This window comes from Nonomuraea sp. SYSU D8015, assembly GCF_008065375.1.
Classification (GTDB): domain Bacteria; phylum Actinomycetota; class Actinomycetes; order Streptosporangiales; family Streptosporangiaceae; genus Nonomuraea.
The window spans coordinates 21,536-40,697 of record NZ_VJYI01000042.1 but is presented as its reverse complement, the minus strand read 5'-3'; the positions used below and the strand labels follow the sequence as shown (position 1 = coordinate 40,697).

Below are 19,162 nucleotides of genomic sequence, written 5' to 3'. Positions count from 1 at the left end.
GGCCGTGGGATGGTGCGGGTCTGGGGGAGGCCGTCGGCTCATGTCTGCCGCCGGTGCGCGGCCGCCGACGACGCGGGCGCACCGTGGGGGCGTTCGGCGGCCGCCGCGCGGGCGGGCTTGGGCGTATGCGTCCGTGGGGCGGGCGCGATTCGGGGCTGTCGGGGTCGTCAGCGGACGATGGTGGAATTGAGGCGGTTGATGACCTCGTCGTGCAGGATGCCGTTGGTGCAGACCAGGCTGCCGCCCTCCAGGCCCCGCACCCCGGCGACGTCCGTCCAGACGCCCCCCGCCTCCTCGACGATCACCGTGAGCGCCGCCATGTCCCACGGCGACAGCTCGGGCTCGGCGGACAGGTCGACCGAGCCCTCGGCGACCATCATGTGCGACCAGAAGTCGCCGTACGCCCTGGTCCGCCAGCAGGAGCGGCCGAGGTCGAGGAAGTTGTCGAGCTTGCCGGTCTTCTCCCACCCGCCGAAGCTCGAGTACGAGAACGACGCGTCCTCCAGCGTGGACACCGACGACACGTGCATCCGGGACGCCTTCGTCAGGCTCTTGCCGGTCCACGCGCCGCCTTCGGCCGCCGCCCACCAGCGCCGGCCGAGGGCGGGGGCCGACACCAGGCCGACGACGACCTTGCCGTACTCCATGAGTGCGATCAGCGTCGCCCACACGGGCACGCCGCGAACGTAGTTCTTGGTGCCGTCGATGGGGTCGATGATCCACGACCGGGCGCCCCACCCGGTCTTGCCGAACTCCTCGCCCACGACCGCGTCACGCGGCCTGGCCCGCCGCAGCGTGCCGCGGATCGCCTCCTCCACGGCGCGGTCGGCGTCGCTGACCGGCGTCAGGTCGGGCTTGGTGTCGACCTTGAGGTCGACCGCCTTGAACCGTCGCATGGTCAGGTCGTCGGCGGCGTCCGCCATGACATGCGCGAGGCGTAGATCATCGTTATAACCCTGCACGGTCGCCCACGCTACCGTGTCGCGTATAACGAACATCAGTCACAGACGCCCCTTTTCTGGTAACTACCGTTCCAGTTACTCACTAGTAGCATGCCGGCCATGTCGCTAGATGTCGGCGCGTTGCTGCTCCAGACCGTTCCTTTCGCCCGAACTGTGGGCATCACTTTCGATTCGGTGGGTGACGGGCAAGCCGTTTGCCGTCTGCCGGATCGGGCGGATCTCCACAATCACGTCGGGGGGCCGCACGCGGGGGCGCTGTTCACCCTGGCCGAGTCGGCGTCGGGGGCCGCGATGCTCTCCGCCCTGGGGGATCAGCTGGAGCGCGCGGTTCCGCTGGCCACGAAGGCCGCGATCGAGTACCGGAAACTGGCCATGGGCGAGGTCCGCGCCGAGGCGCGGCTGCTGGTGACGCGGGACGAGGTGGTGGCCCGGCTGGATGCGGGGGAGCGGCCGGTGTTCGACGTGGCGGTCGACATCAAGGACGCCGACGGCACGCTGGTCTCCACCCTCACCGTGACTTGGACCCTCCACCCCAACCGCCCCTGACCCGAGACGCCGCCGTCCCCGGACTCGGGCGCACGCACGTCCCTTCCCCGGGGCCGCCGTCGCGGACCCGGGCGCACGCTTTGTCGCTTCCGGACCCGGATGCACGGTGCGTCTTGTCGCTTCCCGACTCGGGCGCACGGTGCGTCGTCCTGGGCTCGTGCGCACGCCGCCCCGCCGCGCGTGGCCATGCGGGGCCGTGGACGGGGCGATTCACCGGCCCTTGCCTCGTCCCGCAGTGGCGAGGGGCTGACCGGCAGGAGACGGGCTGCCAGCGGAGCGCCGCGCCCTCGCGTGGGGTCGCGCGCCGCCACGATGGCTCGACCTGCACGGAGCGACCGGCGCCTGACCGCCAGCAGGTCGCGCCAGACGCTGTGGCGCCCGCCTGCGGCCACATCGCGCGCCGGACGCTGTGGGGCCCGCCCGCGGGACGCCCGCACGCGGGACGCGGGCCGGCGTGCTGGCGCCAGGACCGCGGTCGGCCCGCGGCCCATGTGACCGCCATGGGCCAGCGGCGTGCCGCTCATGTGACCGCCGTGGGCCAGCGGCGTGCCGCCCCACCCGCCCGCGCCCGTGATCGGCGGCCAGGTGGCGGCTCAGGCGCCGTCCAGTCGCCTGGGCGGCTCGCACTGTGCGGCCGTGGTCGTCTAGCGCGCGCCCCGAACACCGCCTTCTGTGCCAGAGGCCGGCGGCGATCTGCTGCTTGGCGCGGCACAGGTGCCCGCCTGGCGAAGGCCGGTGGCAGGGGTGCGGGGTCAGGCGTTGGGGTCGTCGAGGGTGCCTTCGCGGCTGGACAGCAGCCGGCGGAGGGACTCCAGGCGGGCCGGGTCGGCGTTGCCTGCGGCCACCCAGGCGTCCAGCGCGCAGCCGTCGCCCAGGTGCGTGCACCCCTTCGGGCAGTCGACCGTGCCCTCCACCAGGTCGGGGAACGCGGCCAGCACGGTCTCCACCGACACGTGGGCCAGGCCGAAGCTGCGGACCCCCGGCGTGTCGATGATCCAGCCGCCCTCCGGCAGCTCCAGGGCCACGGCGGAGGTCGAGGTGTGGCGGCCGCGGCCGGTCACCGCGTTGACCTGGGAGACGGCCCGGTTGGCGTCGGGGACGAGGGCGTTGACCAGGGTGGACTTGCCGACGCCCGAGTGGCCGACCAGGACGCTGATGCGGCCGGTCAGATGGTCGCGCAGCTCGTCGAGGGGGCCGCCCTTGTGCACGACGACATGCGACACGCCCAGCGGCTCGTAGAGCGCCACAAGCTCGTCCGGCGGGGCGAGGTCGGACTTGGTGAGGCAGAGCAGGGTGTCGATCTCCGCGTCGAACGCCGCCACCAGGATCCGGTCGATCATGCGGGGCCGGGGCGGCGGGTCGGCCAGGGCGGTCACGATGACCAGCTGGTCGGCGTTGGCCACCACCGGGCGCTCGATGCCGTCGGTGTCCTCGGTGTCGTCGGCCGAGCGGCGCAGCATCGAGGTGCGCGGCTCCACCCGGACCACCCTGGCCAGGGTGTCAGGGCGGCCCGACACGTCGCCGACCAGGGCGACCCGGTCGCCCACGACGATGCCCTTGCGGCCCAGCTCGCGGGCCTTCATGGCGACCACGAGCCGGCGTTGGTGCTGCTGCTTGCGCTTCTGGGCCGAGCCCTTGGGGCGTTCGGGCTCGACCAGGGTCGTGTAGCGGCCCCGGTCGACGGCGACCACGAAGCCTTCGACGGCGTCCTCGTGCGCAGGACGGATCCGGGTCCGCGGCCGCGAGCCCCTGCCCGGCCGGACCCGTACGTCGTCCTCGTCGTACTCCCGCTTTCTCAGCGGTCCGCTCCCATGCGCTCCGCTTCCCTTCTTTCGCTCGCCGCCTGCCGGCCCGCCCGGCTGTCCGCCGGATGACGTCCGTGGCGAGGGGAAGCGCCGGGGGCCGCAGGCATGGGTGTGGTGTGTCGTGAACTGCTGTGGGCGCCATCCGAACGTGGCCGGAGGGCGCGGTGCCGGTGGATCGTCGCGTCGCCGTGCGGGCAGCGTCTCACCACGTGCCGCCCTTTTCCGACGTGCCCGGAGCGTCGGACGCGAAACCAGCCCCCGCGCGGATCGCGGTCATCGCGGCTCCAGCATCGCCGTCCACATCTGGACGAACTCCGGCAGGGTCTTGGCGGTCGTCGCGACGTTTTCCACCTCCACGCCGGGCACCCGCAGGCCGATCACGGCGCCCGCGGTGGCCATGCGGTGGTCGTCGTAGCTGTGGAAGGTGCCGCCGTGCAGCGGGCGCGGACGGATGACGAGGCCGTCGTCGGTCTCCTCGGCATCGCCGCCCAGGCGGTTGATCTCAGTGGCGAGCGCGGCGAGGCGGTCGGTCTCGTGGCCGCGCAGATGGCTGACGCCCCGGATGCGGCTCGGCGTCGTCGCCAGCGCGGCCAGGGCGGCGATCGTCGGGGTCAGCTCGCCCACCTCGTGGAGGTCGGCGTCGATGCCGGAAACCTCGCCCGTCCCCGTGACCACGAGGTCGGCGCTGTCGGCACGTGTGTCGGCGCGCGTGACCGTGGCTCCCATGGTCGTCAGCAGCCCGCGCAGCGCGTCGCCCGGCTGGGTCGTCTCCAGCGGCCAGGCGGGGATGGTCACCGTGCCGCCGGTGACCAGGGCCGCGGCCAGGAACGGCGCCGCGTTGGACAGGTCGGGCTCCACCGTCAGGTCTCTGGCCGCGATCGGCCCGGGCTCGACCCGCCACACGTTGTGCTCGCTGTCGTCGACCGTGACGCCGGCCGCCCTGAGCATCTGCACGGTCATCTCGATGTGCGGCTGCGAGGGCACCGGCGGGCCCACGTGGCGGATCGTGACGCCCTTCTCGAAGCGCGCCGCCGTGAGCAGCAGACCTGAGACGAACTGCGACGAACCGGACGCGTCCAGCGTGACCTCGCCGCCCGTGAGCGGGCCGCTGATCGTGAACGGCAGCGCGTCGTTGTCGACCCGCGCCCCGAGCGCGCGCAGGGCGTCGAGGATGGGGCCCATCGGCCGCTTGCGCGCGTGGGGGTCGCCGTCGAACGAGACGGGGCCGTCGGCCAGCGCGGCCATCGGCGGCACGAACCGCATGACCGTGCCCGCCAGCCCGGCGTCGATGGCGGCGCCGCCCCGGATCGGACCCGGCGTCACCTGCCAGTCGACGCTCGCCGCCGTCTCGCCGGCGGGCTCGAGCGTCGCGCCGAGTGCCCGCAGCGCCGCCACCATGAGGTCCGCGTCGCGGCTGCGCAGCGCCCGCCTGACCATGCCGGGGCCCTCGGCGAGCGCCGCGAGGACGAGCGCGCGATTGGTCACCGACTTGGAGCCGGGCAACGAGACCGTGGCGGTGACCGGGGCGGTGGCGGTGGGCGCGGGCCAGTGCGGACTGGGCATGGAAGCGGGCATGGTCAAAGACTACTGGCGTGCGGCGGAGCAGGGTCACAGCCTGTGGACAAGTAAGTGTCGGGTAAGCAAACATGCGATCGAAAGCCGTACGTGGCAGTGTGGGGTCATGTGCGGTAGATACGCCTCGGCGCGCAAGAAGCACGAGCTCCTCGAGGAGTTCCAGGTCGAGCACGACGCCGAGCCCGACAAGGAGCTCGGCGCCGACTACAACGTCGCGCCCACCAAGAACGTCTACGCCGTCATGAGCCGTGTGCCCGAGCAGGCCGAGCGGGCGGTGCGGCAGCTCAGGGTCGTGAAGTGGGGCCTGGTTCCGCCGTGGGCCAAGGACCCGTCGATCGGGTCGCGGCTGATCAACGCCAGGATCGAGACCGTGGCCGAGAAGCCGTCGTACCGCCGGGCTTTCGCCAAGCGCAGGTGCCTGCTCCCGGCCGACGGCTACTTCGAATGGATGCCGGTCGATGGCGAAAAGAAGAAGAAACAGCCGTACTTCATCCATCCGGCCGACGGCGGGGTTCTCGCCATGGCGGGCCTGTACGAGTTCTGGAAGGACCCGTCGCGCGATGACGACGACCCGCTCAAATGGCTGGTCACCTGCACCGTCATCACCACCAACGCCGAGGACCACCTGGGTCGCATCCATGACAGGATGCCCATGATGATCGAGCGGGAGCGCTGGGAGGAATGGCTCGACCCCAAGCTCAACGACGTCGAACAGGCCTCTCGGCTGCTGGTCCCGGCCGAGCAGGGGCGCCTGACGGCGTACCCGGTCTCCACGGACGTCAACAACGTCAGAAACAACGGGCCCGACCTCATCAAACCTCTTCCCGAAGAGCAGGAAACGGCGCTTTTCTAAAGGTGTAAGAAGCGCGGTAAGTGGGCATCCGGTGAGGAAAGCGATGCATCCGTTAACTCGGTGTCACCGCCATAATTGCCCCTTTAATTACACCGGGCGGGACATCCGGGGAGTCCTCGCCGCGGGTTGCCCTCGTTTACCCGGAGGTGCGGATTCGTGGACGTCACGACCGCTCGTGAGCGGCTGGAAGAAATGCTCGCCGAACTGGATCGCTCGATCGGCGTCCTGCAGGGCGATCCCGTCGCCGTACGCGAGTACTCGGCGGCCGACGCAGGCTCCGACCTGACCGACGCCGACCGCGCCCAGGCCATGCTGACCGTGGCCACCGCACAGCGGCGCGCGGTGATCGAGGCGCTCAAGCGCCTGGAGGAAGGCGTGTACGGCCGGTGCGTCGACTGCGGCAAGCCCGTGCCGGAAGGCCGGCTGGAGGCCCGTCCGGAGGCGGCGCGCTGCGTTCAGTGTCAGTCCAAGCAGGAACGCCGCCACTGAACGACGCCGCCGAGGAGCGCGCTGCCGGACACGAAGAACGGCGGGTCGGCTCCTGAGCGGCGTCGGCCTCCCGGAAGGCAGCGGCCTTCGGGCGGTCGGCTCTTGAGCGGCGCAGGCCTCCAGCGGTCAGCGGTCTCCGGGTGGTCAGCTCTTGCGGGCGCTGGCCACCAGATGGATGCCGACCGTGTCGTCGTCGTCCGGCTGGGCCTCCAGCTCCGTGCGCACGAGCCAGGTCAGGGAACGGGCGTCGGAGCCGAGCACGTGGTCCACCGTGGACGGCGACAGCACCGTGCGCGGCCTCATCCACTCCACCTCGAGGCCGGCGCCGATCAGCAGCTCGCGCAGCTGCCCGCTGCTGAAGCAGCGCGTGATGCTGCCGTCGGGCCACGGCACGAGCATGACCTCGCCGGTCTGCCGCAGGTGCTGCCAGTGCTCCTGCTCGGCCAGGATCGCCATGCCCAGGACCAGCGAGTCGACGCACACCAGCGCCCGGCCCCCCGGCCGCAGCACCCGGGCCACGTCGCTCATGGCCGACTCCGCCATGAGCTCGATCGACATCACGCGTTCCTCGGCGAGCACGGCGTCCACGCTCGCGTCGGGAAGGAACGCCAGATCGTCGGCGCGTATGTGACGAACCCGGTCGGCGTCCCGCAATCGGGACTGCCCGTCGACGGTGCGACGGAAGTCGAGCACCTCGATCACCCGGTGGCCGGCCCTGGCCGCCTGGCCGGACCATCGCCCGCGACCGCCGGAGAGATCGAGGATCACGGAGGGTTCGCCGGGAAGCCATCGGTTCAGTTGCTCGGCGGCGACGGCGCGGTAGAACGTCCAGTACGGCCCGAGCGTCCCTGAGCCGTTCAGTTCCTCGGCCGGAATGGGCAGCACACGCGACTCCTGGGTTCCGGAAAAAGGGCTACCAGCCGGTACGTATGACGTTCCCCGCACCGGGTCCTTCGTACCTTCTATCTTGCGGGAACAGACGGGGGTGCGGGGGTGTTGCGACGAGCATGCTCACATTGGTAGACCCCCTCCCCGATGCCCGACCGGCTTCGGGCCAACGGGTATCCTCCCCTGAGTACGGTGTCCTGCCACAGCCGGTCACCGGTGATCTTAGGGGGGTGGGTCCGGTGCCCGCGACAGGCGCGGAGACGCTGGAGCAGCGGAGCGAGCGCTTCGAACGCGACGTCATGCCGTATCTCGAGCAGCTTTATTCCGCCGCGCTCCGAATGACCCGGAATCCCGCGGACGCGGAGGACCTCCTGCAGGAGACCTTTGCCAAGGCGTTCGCCTCGTTCCACCAGTTCCAGGAGGGCACCAACCTCAAGGCGTGGCTCTACCGGATCCTGACCAACACGTTCATCAACAGCTACCGCAAGAAGCAGCGTGAGCCCAAGCAGTCAGGCACCGAGGAGATCGAGGACTGGCAGCTCGCCCGTGCGGAGTCCCACACCTCGAGCGGCCTGAAGTCGGCCGAGGTCGAGGCGCTGGAGCATCTCCCCGACGGCGACATCAAGGAGGCGCTGGCGGCGCTGCCGGAGGAGTTCAGGATCGCGGTCTATCTGGCCGACGTCGAAGGCTTCCCCTACAAGGAGATCGCCGACATCATGGGCACTCCGATCGGCACCGTGATGTCGAGGCTGCACAGGGGACGCAGGCAGCTGCGGGGCCTCCTTGAGGACTATGCTCGCGAGCGTGGCCTGGTCCCGTCGGAGGGATCGAAATGAGCTGTGGCAAGCCGCACGAGACCGACTGTCGTGAGGTGCTCGACAAGGTCTACGCCTACCTCGACGGGGAGCTGGACGAGGGCGACTGCGTGGACATCCGGGTCCACCTCGACGAGTGCGGTCCGTGCCTGAAGGAATACGACCTGGACAAGGCGATCAAGGCGCTGGTGCACAAGCACTGCGGCTGCGACCCCGTCCCGGCCGATCTGCGCTCCAAGGTGCTGGCACGGATCGCGCAGGTGAGGTCTGAGCTGGCGGACTAGGATGCACCGCATGCGCGTGTTGGTCACCGGGGGCGCCGGGTTCATCGGCTCGAATCTCGTCGATCGCCTGCTCGCCGACGGTCACGAGGTCGTCGTGGTCGACGACCTGTCGTCCGGCAGCAGGGAAAACCTGGCCGGGGCCGCCGCCGTCGACCGGTTCCGGCTCCATGAGCTCGACGTGCGCGATCCCGCCCTGGTCGATCTCGCGGCCGAGCTGCAGCCGGAGGTCATCTGTCACCTGGCCGCGCAGATCAGCGTGCGCATGAGCGTCGCCGACCCCGTGCGCGACGCCTCCGTCAACGTCGAGGGCACGGCCCGCGTGCTGACCGCGGCCCGCGAAGGGCGCACGCGCAAGGTGGTGTTCGCCTCGTCCGTGGCCGTCTACGGCCGGCCGACCACGATCCCGGTGCCCGGCGACGCGCCCACCGACCCGCGCTCGCCGTACGCCGCCTCGAAGCTGAGCGGCGAGATCTACCTCGCCACCTTCCGTGCGCTCTACGGCCTCGAATACACCACGCTGGTGCTCTCCAACGTCTACGGCCCGCGCCAGTCGCCCGACGGCGAGGCGGGCGTCGTGGCGATCTTCACCGACGCCCTGCTGAGCGGCACGCCCACGGTCGTCTACGGCGACGGCACCCAGACCCGCGACTACGTCTACGTCGACGACGTGGTCGACGGCTTCGTCCGCGCCTGCGGCCAGGCCGGCGACGGCCGCAGGTTCAACCTGGGGACCGGCATCCAGACCACAGACCGGCGCCTGCACGCGCTGATCGCCGACGCGGCCGGCGCCCCCGACAAGCCGGGCTTCGCGCCGCCGCGCGTGGGCGACTTGCCGGCCATGGCCGTCGATCCGGTTCCGGCCCACGAAGGGCTCGGCTGGGAGCCGCGCACCGACCTGGCCGCGGGCATCAAGCACACCGTCGAGTGGGCCAGGGAGCGTTGCCACGCGTAGTGGCTTGATTACGCTTTGCTTGCGATTTCCGACTCCGCCAGTGCGGCCACGCCGTCTTCTGTAGCGTGAACTCCAGAAGACGACTGGAGGCATCTGGATGTTGAAGGTTACGGTCGCCCGGCTGTTCATGGCCATCGTGCTGGTCGCTCCCGTGGTCGCGTCGATCGGCGGAGCCGTGCCACCCGGGGTGTCCTGGATCTGACGACGCCGTAGGGGGGCCGCAATGCGTGACCTGCCATGGGCCGCGAGGGTCTATCTGGTCGCCGTGATCGGGGCGGCGGCCGCCCTCATCGTCCGCAGCGCAGTGACCTCCGGTGCCCCGGTGGCCCCGGAGGATCTCGACGTCCTGCTCGTGCTCGCCCTGCTGTTCCTGGTGTGCGAGTCGATGCCGACGCTGCTCAACGTCGACCAGTTCGCGGTGTCGGTGAGCTTCTCCGCCTCACTGGCCGCCGTGGTGCTGATCGGCCCCGACGGCGCGGCGCTGGTGGGGCTCACCGCCGTCCTGAGCGTCCGGCCCGGGCTGCCGCTGATCAAACGGCTGTTCAACGGCGCGCAGTTCGCCATCTGCGGCTACGTCGCCGGTCACGTCTACAAGGCGCTCGACGGCCGGGTCGGCGTGCCCCAGGTCGACGCGTTCGACGACCTCATCGGGCCCTACGCGGCCGCCACCGCCGTGTTCGTGCCGCTCAACATCGCGCTCACGCTCACCATGATCGGGCTGGCCACCCGGGTGCGGGCCGAGGTGCCGATGCGGGGCATGGCCCAGTTCCTGCTGTCCTACCTCGGTTACGGCACGTTCGGGCTGCTCGTGGCCGGGCTCTGGGCGACCGTGCAGTCGATCTCGGCGGTGCTGGTGTTGCTGCCGCTGTTCGTGGCGCGGTGGGCGTTCGGGCAATACCACGCGCAGCAGCGCTCGTACGACGCCACCATCGCCGCCCTCTGCCAGGCCGTGGAGACCAAGGACTACTACACCAGGGGCCACTGCACGCGCGTCTCGCACGCCTCCTCCATGATCGCCCAGGAGATCGGCATGGGGCTGGAACGCGTGCGCGCCATCCGCTACGCGGGCATGCTGCACGACGTCGGCAAGCTCGGGGTGCCCACCAAGGTGCTGCAGAAGGACGGGCCGCTCACCGAGGAGGAGTTCGCGGCGATCCAGCTCCACCCGATGCGCGGGCTGGAGATCGTACGCGGCATCGGCTTCCTCGACGAGGCGTACGCCGGGATCATGCACCACCATGAGAAGCACGACGGCACCGGCTACCCCATGGGGCTGGCCGGCGACGAGATCCCCGAGTTCGCCAAGGTCATCGCGGTGGCCGACGCGTTCGACTCGATGACCTCCGACCGCTCCTACCGCGGCGCCAGGCCCGTGCCCGAGGCCATCGAGGAGCTGCGAAAGAGCGCCGGCACCCACTTCGACCCGGTCATGGTCGCGGCCTTCATCCGCGCGCTCGAGCGCGAGCCGTGGCAGCCGCCCCGCCGCGTCGAACCGCCGCCGCCCGACGCCGCCGAGGCCCCGATCAAGGACCACGACGACCCGACCATGCCGATCCAGGTCGTGACCGGACAATGATCACCACAGAGCGCCTCAGGCGCACCGAACGCACCACTGTGCTGCGCAGGCTCGACTCCGGCCAGCTCCTGCTCATCTGCGCGGCGGGCCTGGTCGCGGTGGCGGGCGTCGCCCACACCGCCACGGTGGGGCTCGACCGGCCGGAGATCGCCGTCGGGTTCGGCGCGCTGATCGCGGTCGGCGAGCTGGCCAGGCTCACCATGCCGGGCAACAGGGAGGTCGCGCCCATCGGCGCCGCCGCCGCGCTCGGCTACACCCTGCTGCTCGACCTGAGCCAAAACCCGCTGCGCCACTCCGCGCTGCAGGTCGTGGCCGTGATCGCCGTCGGCATGCTGGCGGGCGCGCTCCCGCACCTGGCGGTGGGCCGCCCGCCGCGCCTGGACGCGATGGCCCGCCGGCTGCTCACCGGCGCGCTGCTGGCCTTCGCCTTCCGCCCCCTGGCCGACCCGCTCTACGAGCTGACCAAGCCGCCCACCAGCACCTGGTGGCCGGCGCTCGCCGTGATGGTCACGCTCATCGCCGCCAGCCTGCTCATCGACGTGCTCATCGCGGCCTGGCTCAGGGCCGAGCAGGTGCGTACCGCGTTCCGGGTGGCGGTGCGCGACGAGATCAACATGGCCTTCCCGCTCGGCGCCGCCGTCGCCTCGTCCGGGGTGCTGCTCGCGCTCGCCACGCACAGCATGGACCTGGTGGCGCTGCTGGTGTTCGCGGCGCCGCTGCTGGTCACCCAGGTGGCCTTCCGCAAATACGCCGGCATCCGCGCCACCTACCTGCAGACCGTGCGGGCGCTGTCCCGGGTCACCGAGGTCGGCGGCTACGTCGAGCCCGGCCACTCGCGCCGGGTGAGCCGCCTCGCCGTGGCGATCGGCAGAGAGCTCGGCATGTCCGAGCCCGAGCTGCTGGAGCTGGAGTACGCCGCGCTGATGCACGACATAGGCCAGCTCTCGCTGCGCGACCCCATCCCGGGCGGCGCCACCGTGCTCACCGAGCCCGAGCAGGCCCGCCGCATCGCCGAGCTGGGCGCCGAGGTGATCAGGCAGACGGGCGTGCTCGACCGGGTGGCCGAGGTGGTCAAGCGCCAGTGCGACCCGATCGCCGACGACCCGCCGCTGTCCAGCCGCATCATCAAGGTCGCCAACGCCTACGACGACCTGGTGGGCCCCTCGACCGACCGCGACCGCGCGGGCGCGGCGCTCGAACGCATCCGGCTCGCCCCCGGCGGCGCGTACGATCCGCACGCGATCGAGGCGCTCGCGCGTGTGATCGACCGGCGCCGTATCTGAGCTCTTGTGGCGTTCCGGCAGTTCGGCACCCGTCTACCGCGTTTCGGACAGCTCACGATTGTGGGGTTTCTACAGATCGTGCTCGCCGGATCGGTGGTTTAGGGGGAAAGGGGGCAAGCCGGTGACCGCCATAGGGTGGGCGGCGTGCTTACTGAGACGCTCGGAGCCGTTCTGATCGCCAACCGAGGGGAGATCGCGCGGCGGATCATCCGCACGGTCAAGCGGTTGGGGCTGCGCGCCATCGCCGTGCACTCCGAGGCCGACGCCGGCCTGCCCTTCGTACGCGAGGCGGACGAGGCCGTGCTGATCGGCCCGGCCAGTCCCGCGCAGAGCTACCTGGACGCCGCGAAGGTGCTGGAGGCGGCCCGCGCGACCGGTGCGCGGGCGATCCACCCGGGCTACGGCTTTCTCTCCGAGAACGCCGCGTTCGCGCGGGCCGTGATCGACGCCGGGATGGTGTGGATCGGCCCCGCGCCGGAGGCGATCGAGCGCATGGGCGACAAGATCAACGCCAGGAATCTGATGGAGGCCGCCGGCGTGCCGGTCGCCCCGGGCACCCGTGAGCCGGTCACCGACCTGTCGCAGGCGCTGCGGGCGGCCGAGGCCATCGGCTACCCGGTCATGGTCAAGACCGCGGGCGGCGGCGGTGGCATCGGCATGAGCGTGGCCCACGACGACGAGGCGCTGGCCAAGGCGTACGAGCAGGCGGCGCGGGCGGCGTCCAGGTTCGCGGGCGCGAGCTCCGACGCGCTGGACGGCCCGGCCGTGCTGCTGGAGCGCTACATCGAGCGGGCCCGCCACGTCGAGGTGCAGATCCTCGGCCTGCCCGACGGCCGCGTCCTGGCGCTGGGCGAGCGCGACTGCTCGGTGCAGCGCCGCCACCAGAAGGTCGTCGAGGAGTCCCCGTCCCCCGGCATCACCCCTGAGCTGCGCGAGCGCATGCTCGCCGCGGCCGTGCGGGCCGGCGAGGCGGTCGGCTACCTCGGCGCGGGCACCGTCGAGTGCCTCGTCGACGCCGACGAACAGGACTTCGTGTTCCTGGAGATGAACACCAGGCTGCAGGTGGAGCACCCGGTCACCGAGCTGGTCACCGGGCTCGACCTGGTCGAGCTGCAGCTGCGCGTGGCCGCGGGGGAGAGCCCCGACGTGCGGGTCGAGACCAGCGGCCACGCGATCGAGTTCCGCGTGTACGCCGAGGACCCCAAGCGCTTCTTCCCCGGGCCCGGCGTGATCTCGACATGGGAGGAGCCGACCGGCGACGGAGTGCGCGTGGACTCGGGCTACGAGGCGGGCAACGCGGTCACCCCGTTCTACGACCCGCTGATGGCCAAGCTCTGCGTCCATGGGGCGAACCGGACCGACGCGTTGGAGAAGGGCCGCAAGGCTGTCGAGGCGTTCGCCGTCGAGGGGCCCAAGAACAACCTGCCGTTCTGTGCGGAACTGCTGGACAACGCCGAGTTCGTCACCGGCGACTACGACACGGGCCTGGTCGGGCGGATGCGGGCCTAAGGTAACTACAACGGTGTAAGAGGGGAGTCCAGGTGGCTGAGGTACGCGCTGAGATGGTGGCGAATGTGTGGAAGGTCCTCGTCAAAGAGGGTGACACCATTTCTGAGGGCGACACGCTGGTCATCCTCGAGTCCATGAAGATGGAGATCCCGGTGCTCGCCGAGGACGAGGGTGTCCTGGTGCAGCTGAAGGTGGCCGAGGGCGACGTGATCCAGGAAGGCGACCTGATCGCCGTCATCGAGTAGCACGGGCCATGAACGTGCCCCGGTCGACCACCACGCGTTCGATCGTGCCTCGGCCCACGACGGTGTGCTGGTCGTGGGCCTCGAAGGCGAAGACCAGCCGGCGGCCGTCGACCTCGACGAGCTCCACGCCCACCTGCACCTGCCTGCCCAACGGGCTGGCGGCCAGGTGCTCCAGCTCGACCCGGGTGCCGACGGAGGTCTGGCCGGGGGCGAGATGCTCCTCGACGGCGCGTACGGTCGTCGCCTCGGCCAGCGCGAGCAGCCGGGGCGTGGCCAGCACGGGCACGTCGCCGCTGCCCACCTCTTTCGCGGTGTCCTTCATCTCGACCACGACGACCGACTGGGCCCGAAGCCCCGCAACCAACTCCATGGAGTCAGGGTACGGTGGGCCGCGTTCAGCGGCACAGCGCAGGTGGGGTGTAGCGACACCGGCTAATGGGCCCCGGGAGTTACCTGGAAACGCGGACAACTACCGCCATGAGGTCGCAGGATAGTGTTTGTACGGCTTGAGACGTTTGAGTGGCATGTGGGACAGGTGAGTCGTACACTCTCTGAGTTCCGTGACCACTGTGTTACCTCACCGCGACAAAGGTTCGCTTTGTTGGAGAACCGCGGGGTGGAAGAGGTTACAGAGGTAGGGGGGTAGCGGGGGGATCATGGTGGCCCAAGGGACGACACTGGCGGGGCGGTATCGGCTTGATACCCGCATCGGCGCCGGTGGCATGGGCGAGGTGTGGCGAGGCGAGGACATCGTGCTCGCCCGCACCGTCGCCGTCAAAGTGCTGCTTCCCGGCCGCATGCAGGATCCGGGGTTCCTCGCCCGCTTTCAGGGGGAAGCGCGGGCGATGGCCACGATCAACCACGCCGGCGTCGTCGACGTCTACGACTACGGCGTCAGCGGCGACACCGTCTACCTGGTGATGAAGTTCGTGGACGGCGAGCCGCTCGACCGGCTGCTCGCCAGGCTGGGCAGGATCCCGCCGCAGGCCGCCATGGAGCTGATCGCGCAGGCCGCGTCGGCGCTGCAGGCCGTCCACGACCAGGGCATCGTGCACCGCGACGTCAAGCCGGGCAACCTGCTCGTGCAGCGCGACGGCACGCTGGTGCTCACCGACTTCGGCATCGCCCGCTCCGACATGGCGAGCCGGTTGACCGACGCCGGCATGGTCCTGGGCACGGCCGCCTACTGCGCGCCGGAGCAGGCCGAGGGTGCGCCGGTCACGCCTGCCGTTGACATTTACGCGCTCGGCGTGGTCGCGTACGAGTGCCTCATGGGGCAGCGGCCGTTCGACGGCGACAGCGCGGTCACGATCGCGCTCAAGCACATCCGCGAGGCCCCTCCGCCGCTGCCGCCCGACATCCCGCAGCCGGTGCGCACCCTGGTCGAGATCGCCCTGTCGAAGGACCCGGCCAGGCGTTACCCGACGGCCAAGGCCATGAGCGACGCGGCCCGCGCGATCGCCACCGGCCAGACGCCGGCTCCCCCTCCCGAGCCGCTGACCACCGGGGCCACGATGGTGCCGCCGCCGGACTTCCCCGCCCAGTCGACGGGCCAGTTCGACGCGGGGCCGTACCAGACCGGTGTCCGCGCGGCCCGGCCGGAGGAGACGACGGTCGCCGAGCGGCGCGGGCGGCGCGCCGCGAAGGCCCCGCGCAGAACCGGGCTGATCGCGGGCGTCGCCGTCGCGGTGGTGCTGGGGGCGGGCGCCACGGCGGTCGCGCTGACCGGCATGACCGCCGGTCCCGCCCCGACGATCACCGCGCCCCCGCTCGGAGACGAGACCACGCCCAAGAACAGCCCCAAGCCGACCACGACGAAGCCCAAGCCTGTGAAGACCCGGACGCCGGAGCCCAAGCCGACCACCGCGAGGCCGAAGCCGACGGTGACCGAGGACGAGGAGGAGACCCCCACCCCCACCGTGACGAAGGAGCCCACCACGACACCGTCCAAGACGCCGTCGTCCAGTCCCACGCCGACCATCAAGAAGGTGCTCGTGCCCAAGGTCGTCGGGATGCCGTTCCTGGACGGGCAGGCGATGGTGGAGGGGGCCGGCTTCCAGGTGCGCGTGACCGACCAGACCACCACCACCGCCGGGCTGCGCTGCGGGAGGATCCAGCGGACGGTGCCGAGCGGCGGGACGGCGCAGGACATCACCAAGCCGGTCCAGCTGATCGTGGTCGACGGCGACTGCTCGACCCCGTCGACGAGCCCCAGCCCGACCACCACGCCGAGATGACCGTCACACGCCCGTCGTGTTGCGCGGATAGGCGATCTGCGGGTCCGTCGCGATGTTGACCATGTACGGGATCCCGGAGTCGAACGCCCTGCGCAGCGCCGGGCCGATCTCCGACGGCTTGGTGACCAGCTCGCCGCCTCCGCCGAGTGCGGTCACGACCTGGTCGTAGCGGCACTGCGGCTGCAGCTCGGCCGCCACGTCGTAGCCGTACAGCAGCTGCATGGGGTGCTTCTCCAGGCCCCAGATGCCGTTGTTGCCGCAGATCATGACGACCGGGAGCCGGTGGCGTACGAGGGTGTCGACGTCCATCAGCGAGAAGCCTGCCGCGCCGTCCCCGAGCAGGAGCACCACCTGGGACGAGGGCCTGGCCAGGCGGGCGGCGATGGAGTAGCCGAGGCCGGTGCCGAGGCAGCCGTACGGGCCCGGGTCGAGCCAGTTGCCGGGCTGCTTCGGCTCGACGTATTTGCCCGCGTAGGAGACGAAGTCGCCGCCGTCGCCGATCACCACGGCGTCGTCGGCCAGCACCTTGCCCAGCTCGCCGTACACGCGCATGGGGTGGATCGGGTCGGAGTCGGAGGCCAGCAGCTCGGCGTCGCCCGCGATGGCCGCGGAGGCCGCGTCCGACAGCTTCGACACCCACGGGGCGTACGCGTCCGGCTTGACCCCCGCGTCGCCGCAGGCCGTGCCGAGGCTCCAGAACACCACCGACAGGTCGCCGGCGGCCGACGCGGCCGGCTGCATGTGCGTGGTCAGCTGCGACGGCGCGTCGGCTATGTGGACCACGCGGGCCAGCGGAGCGCCGTCCTTGCCGCCGAACCACCCGTAGCCGAGGCGGAAGTCGAGCGGGGTGCCGACCACGATGACCAGGTCGGCCTGGGAGAAGGCGAGCCCGCGGGCGCGCGTGACGAGCAGCTCGTGCCCGGACGGCAGGATGCCGCGGCCCTGGCCGTTGGGGATCACCGGCAGCCGCCACGTCTCGGCGAAGTCGCGGGCGGCCTCCTCCGCCCGGTCCATCCACACGTCGGAGCCGTACACCAGCACCGGGCGCTCGGCCTCTGCCAGCAGCCTGGCGATGGCGGCCAGGTCGTCGGGGTCGGGCTCCAGCGGGGACGGCGTCTGCGTCCGCACCTCGTGCACGGGCGACGGCGAGAACAGATGGTCCATGTAGAAGTCGAGGAAGACCGGTCCGCGATGGGGGGCGATGGCCGTGCGGAAGGCCGACTCGACCTCCTGGCCGACCGACTCGGCGTCGCTCGCGGTGAACGACAGCTTGGTGATCGGCCCGAGCAGCGGCGGGTGGTCCATCTCCTGCAGCGCGCCGCTGCCCCAGCGTGACTTGGGGGCCCGCCCGCCCATGACGACCACGGGCGAGCCGTTGAAGTGGGCGGTCGCGATGCCGCTGACGCCGTTGGTGATGCCGGGGCCGGCGGTCAGCACGGCCAGCCCCGGCCTCCTGGTCAGCCGGGCCGTCGCTTCGGCGGCGAACACCGCGCTCTGCTCGTGGCGTACGTCGAGGATGCGCATGTCCTCGTGCACCGCGCCGTCGTAGAGCGGGAAGACGTGTCCTCCGGAGAGGGTGAACATGGTCTCGACGCCATAGGCCTTGGACACGGCGACGGCGGCGTCACCGGCGTGCTTCGCAGACTCCATGCCGGGAACTTACCAATCAGTCACAGCGGTAAACAGATATTCAACGGCAGCACAGGGTCACCGAGCCGTCCCCCACCGTCGCGATGATCTTCCGTGGCGATTGTTCGTCCCTCTTGATGTCGAGGGTCACGTTCGTGGCCTCCGCTGTCACGTCGTAGGCGCCGGTGCGCGGGAGGTTGACGCCGACCGCACCTGCGGTCCTGACCACTGCCCTGACGGACGTCGGCGGGTTCACGAACCACAGGTCCACGTTGCCGGCGCCGACCTCCACGTCGGCCTGCTCGCCGTCGATCCGGTCCGCCTCGATGTCGCCGGTGCGGGTCCTGGCCCAGACGGTTCCGAAGACGCCGTCGATCTGGATGAAGCCGGAGACGGAGGTCAGACGCAGGTTGCCGAAGGTGTTCTCCACGGACAGCATGCCCTCGGTCGTGCCGGCCACGATGTCGGTCTCCGGCGGCACCATGATCATGTAGGTGGCGCGGCACACCGGGCCGTCCGGCTGATCGGCGCCGGGACAGACGGCCTTCAGCCGCAGCGTCGAGGTGCGGGCGTTCCAGTCCTCGGTGACGTCCGGCCGGTCCCTGGACCATCTCAGTGTTCTGTTGATCAGCAGCTCGCCCGCCCGGCCAGGCATCAGGACCAGGCTCACCTGGCCGGCGACCGCCTGGATCTGGACCTTGTCCTTCATGAACGGGATGGACCGCTGGGTGACGTCCGCCGGCGTCCTGGCGCTGGCGAACTCGCGCCAGAGCAGCACCGTGGACATGAGCAGCGCTATCGCGGTCGCCACGGTGCCGGCCGCCAGCCAGGCCGCCCTCACGGCAGGCTCCTGATCTTCAGGAACTGCAGGACGGCGAGCACCCGCCGGTGGTCGCCCTCCGCCGGGGACAGGTCGAGCTTGGTGAAGATGTTGCCGATGTGCTTGCCCACCGCGCCCTCGCTGAGCACCAGCGCCTGGCCTATGCCGGCATTGGAGCGGCCCTCCGCCATCAGCTTGAGCACCTCGTGCTCCCTGGGCGTCAGCCGTTCCAGCGGGTCGCTGTTGCCGCGCACGATGAGCTGGGCGACCACCTCGGGGTCGAGCGCGGTGCCGCCGGAGGCCACCCTGCGCAGCGCGTCGATGAACTCGGCCACGTCCGCCACCCGGTCCTTCAGCAGGTAGCCGACGCCTCCGTTCGCGGCGGAGGCCAGCAGCTGGGCGGCGTAGCGCTCCTCGACGTACTGCGAGAGCACCACCACCGGCAGGCCGGGCTGCTGGCGACGCAGCACGAGCGCGGCCCGCAGCCCCTCGTCGGTGTGCGTGGGCGGCATCCGGACGTCCGTGATCACCAGCTCGGGCCGGTGCTCGTCGGCCGCCCGCAGCAGCCCCTCGGCCTCGTCCACGGCCGCCACGACCTCCATGCCGGAGGCGTCGAGCAGCCGGATCAGCCCTTCGCGCAGCAGCACGGAATCCTCGGCGAGCACTACGCGCACGGCAGCTCCACTTCGATCGT

Annotated in this window: 19 protein-coding genes; 11 read left to right on the top strand and 8 right to left on the bottom strand. The window is 71.0% G+C overall.

The features are described from left to right. Positions 1 to 167: 167 nt before the first annotated feature. On the bottom strand, positions 168 to 998 hold the full coding sequence (hisN, locus tag ID574_RS57170) for a histidinol-phosphatase (RefSeq protein ID WP_442939464.1): 831 nt from the start codon (positions 996 to 998) through the stop codon (positions 168 to 170). Positions 999 to 1,052: 54 nt separating this feature from the next. Between hisN and ID574_RS57165 the strand changes: the two genes are divergently transcribed. Then, complete coding sequence (locus ID574_RS57165) at positions 1,053 to 1,508, top strand: DUF4442 domain-containing protein (protein ID WP_188197478.1); 456 nt, start codon at positions 1,053 to 1,055, stop codon at positions 1,506 to 1,508. A 752-nt stretch (positions 1,509 to 2,260) separates the two neighbouring features. Here ID574_RS57165 and rsgA read toward each other — a convergent pair. Continuing rightward, positions 2,261 to 3,307 carry a ribosome small subunit-dependent GTPase A gene (rsgA, locus tag ID574_RS57160; protein WP_188197493.1) on the bottom strand — a complete coding sequence of 349 codons (1,047 nt, stop codon included), beginning with the start codon at positions 3,305 to 3,307 and terminating at the stop codon, positions 2,261 to 2,263. A 279-nt stretch (positions 3,308 to 3,586) separates the two neighbouring features. Continuing rightward, the gene (gene aroA / locus ID574_RS57155) at positions 3,587 to 4,888 is read right to left on the bottom strand and encodes a 3-phosphoshikimate 1-carboxyvinyltransferase (protein ID WP_223168144.1); all 1,302 of its coding nucleotides are present in this window, start codon (positions 4,886 to 4,888) and stop codon (positions 3,587 to 3,589) included. A 106-nt stretch (positions 4,889 to 4,994) separates the two neighbouring features. Between aroA and ID574_RS57150 the strand changes: the two genes are divergently transcribed. Together ID574_RS57150 and ID574_RS57145 are read left to right on the top strand one after the other, a co-directional pair. Continuing rightward, a complete protein-coding gene (locus ID574_RS57150) occupies positions 4,995 to 5,741 on the top strand; it encodes an SOS response-associated peptidase (protein ID WP_188197477.1) in 747 nt (248 codons plus the stop codon). Positions 5,742 to 5,897: 156 nt separating this feature from the next. Beyond that, positions 5,898 to 6,230, top strand: a complete 333-nt coding sequence (locus ID574_RS57145; protein ID WP_188197476.1) for a TraR/DksA family transcriptional regulator — start codon at positions 5,898 to 5,900, stop codon at positions 6,228 to 6,230. 144 nt (positions 6,231 to 6,374) lie between these two features. Here the strand turns inward: ID574_RS57145 and ID574_RS57140 are convergent, their stop codons facing one another. Then, positions 6,375 to 7,115: a class I SAM-dependent methyltransferase gene (locus tag ID574_RS57140; RefSeq protein WP_188197475.1), complete on the bottom strand. Its 741-nt coding sequence runs from the start codon at positions 7,113 to 7,115 to the stop codon at positions 6,375 to 6,377. A 233-nt stretch (positions 7,116 to 7,348) separates the two neighbouring features. On the opposite strand from ID574_RS57140, the gene ID574_RS57135 reads away from it, so the two are divergent. The 7 genes from ID574_RS57135 (at position 7,349) to ID574_RS57105 (ending at position 13,782) form a co-directional block, all read left to right on the top strand. Beyond that, entirely contained in the window at positions 7,349 to 7,954 is a 606-nt protein-coding gene (locus ID574_RS57135; RefSeq protein ID WP_188197474.1) for a sigma-70 family RNA polymerase sigma factor, read from the top strand. After that, positions 7,951 to 8,217: a mycothiol system anti-sigma-R factor gene (gene rsrA, locus ID574_RS57130; protein WP_188197473.1), complete on the top strand. Its 267-nt coding sequence runs from the start codon at positions 7,951 to 7,953 to the stop codon at positions 8,215 to 8,217. Before ID574_RS57135 ends, rsrA begins: the two co-directional genes overlap by 4 nt. A gap of 10 nt (positions 8,218 to 8,227) precedes the next feature. After that, entirely contained in the window at positions 8,228 to 9,169 is a 942-nt protein-coding gene (locus ID574_RS57125) for an NAD-dependent epimerase/dehydratase family protein (RefSeq protein ID WP_188197472.1), read from the top strand. A 223-nt stretch (positions 9,170 to 9,392) separates the two neighbouring features. Beyond that, entirely contained in the window at positions 9,393 to 10,745 is a 1,353-nt protein-coding gene (locus tag ID574_RS57120) for an HD-GYP domain-containing protein (RefSeq protein WP_188197471.1), read from the top strand. Further along, positions 10,742 to 12,028, top strand: a complete 1,287-nt coding sequence (locus ID574_RS57115) for an HD-GYP domain-containing protein (protein ID WP_188197470.1) — start codon at positions 10,742 to 10,744, stop codon at positions 12,026 to 12,028. The genes ID574_RS57120 and ID574_RS57115 overlap by 4 nt, the downstream gene beginning before the upstream one ends. Before the next feature lie 144 nt (positions 12,029 to 12,172). Then, complete coding sequence (locus tag ID574_RS57110) at positions 12,173 to 13,537, top strand: acetyl-CoA carboxylase biotin carboxylase subunit (protein WP_223168143.1); 1,365 nt, start codon at positions 12,173 to 12,175, stop codon at positions 13,535 to 13,537. 32 nt (positions 13,538 to 13,569) lie between these two features. Next, positions 13,570 to 13,782, top strand: coding sequence for a biotin/lipoyl-binding carrier protein (locus tag ID574_RS57105; protein WP_188197468.1), 213 nt, complete (start codon positions 13,570 to 13,572; stop codon positions 13,780 to 13,782). On the opposite strand, the gene ID574_RS57100 is transcribed toward ID574_RS57105, so the two are convergent. Beyond that, positions 13,772 to 14,152, bottom strand: coding sequence for a thioesterase family protein (locus tag ID574_RS57100; RefSeq protein WP_188197467.1), 381 nt, complete (start codon positions 14,150 to 14,152; stop codon positions 13,772 to 13,774). The two genes, ID574_RS57105 and ID574_RS57100, sit on opposite strands and share 11 nt — an antisense overlap. Positions 14,153 to 14,438: 286 nt before the next feature. Here ID574_RS57100 and ID574_RS57095 point away from each other — a divergent pair, with 286 nt between their 5' ends. Further along, positions 14,439 to 16,019, top strand: coding sequence for a serine/threonine-protein kinase (locus tag ID574_RS57095; RefSeq protein ID WP_188197466.1), 1,581 nt, complete (start codon positions 14,439 to 14,441; stop codon positions 16,017 to 16,019). 3 nt (positions 16,020 to 16,022) lie between these two features. On the opposite strand, the gene ID574_RS57090 is transcribed toward ID574_RS57095, so the two are convergent. The 3 genes from ID574_RS57090 to ID574_RS57080 are packed head-to-tail and all read right to left on the bottom strand — an operon-like array spanning position 16,023 to position 19,142. Further along, complete coding sequence (locus ID574_RS57090; RefSeq protein WP_188197465.1) at positions 16,023 to 17,669, bottom strand: acetolactate synthase; 1,647 nt, start codon at positions 17,667 to 17,669, stop codon at positions 16,023 to 16,025. Between the two features lie 40 nt (positions 17,670 to 17,709). Then, complete coding sequence (locus ID574_RS57085; protein WP_188197464.1) at positions 17,710 to 18,489, bottom strand: DUF4097 family beta strand repeat-containing protein; 780 nt, start codon at positions 18,487 to 18,489, stop codon at positions 17,710 to 17,712. Beyond that, a complete protein-coding gene (locus ID574_RS57080; protein ID WP_188197463.1) occupies positions 18,486 to 19,142 on the bottom strand; it encodes a response regulator transcription factor in 657 nt (218 codons plus the stop codon). Before ID574_RS57080 ends, ID574_RS57085 begins: the two co-directional genes overlap by 4 nt. Between the last annotated feature and the right edge of the window lie 20 nt (positions 19,143 to 19,162).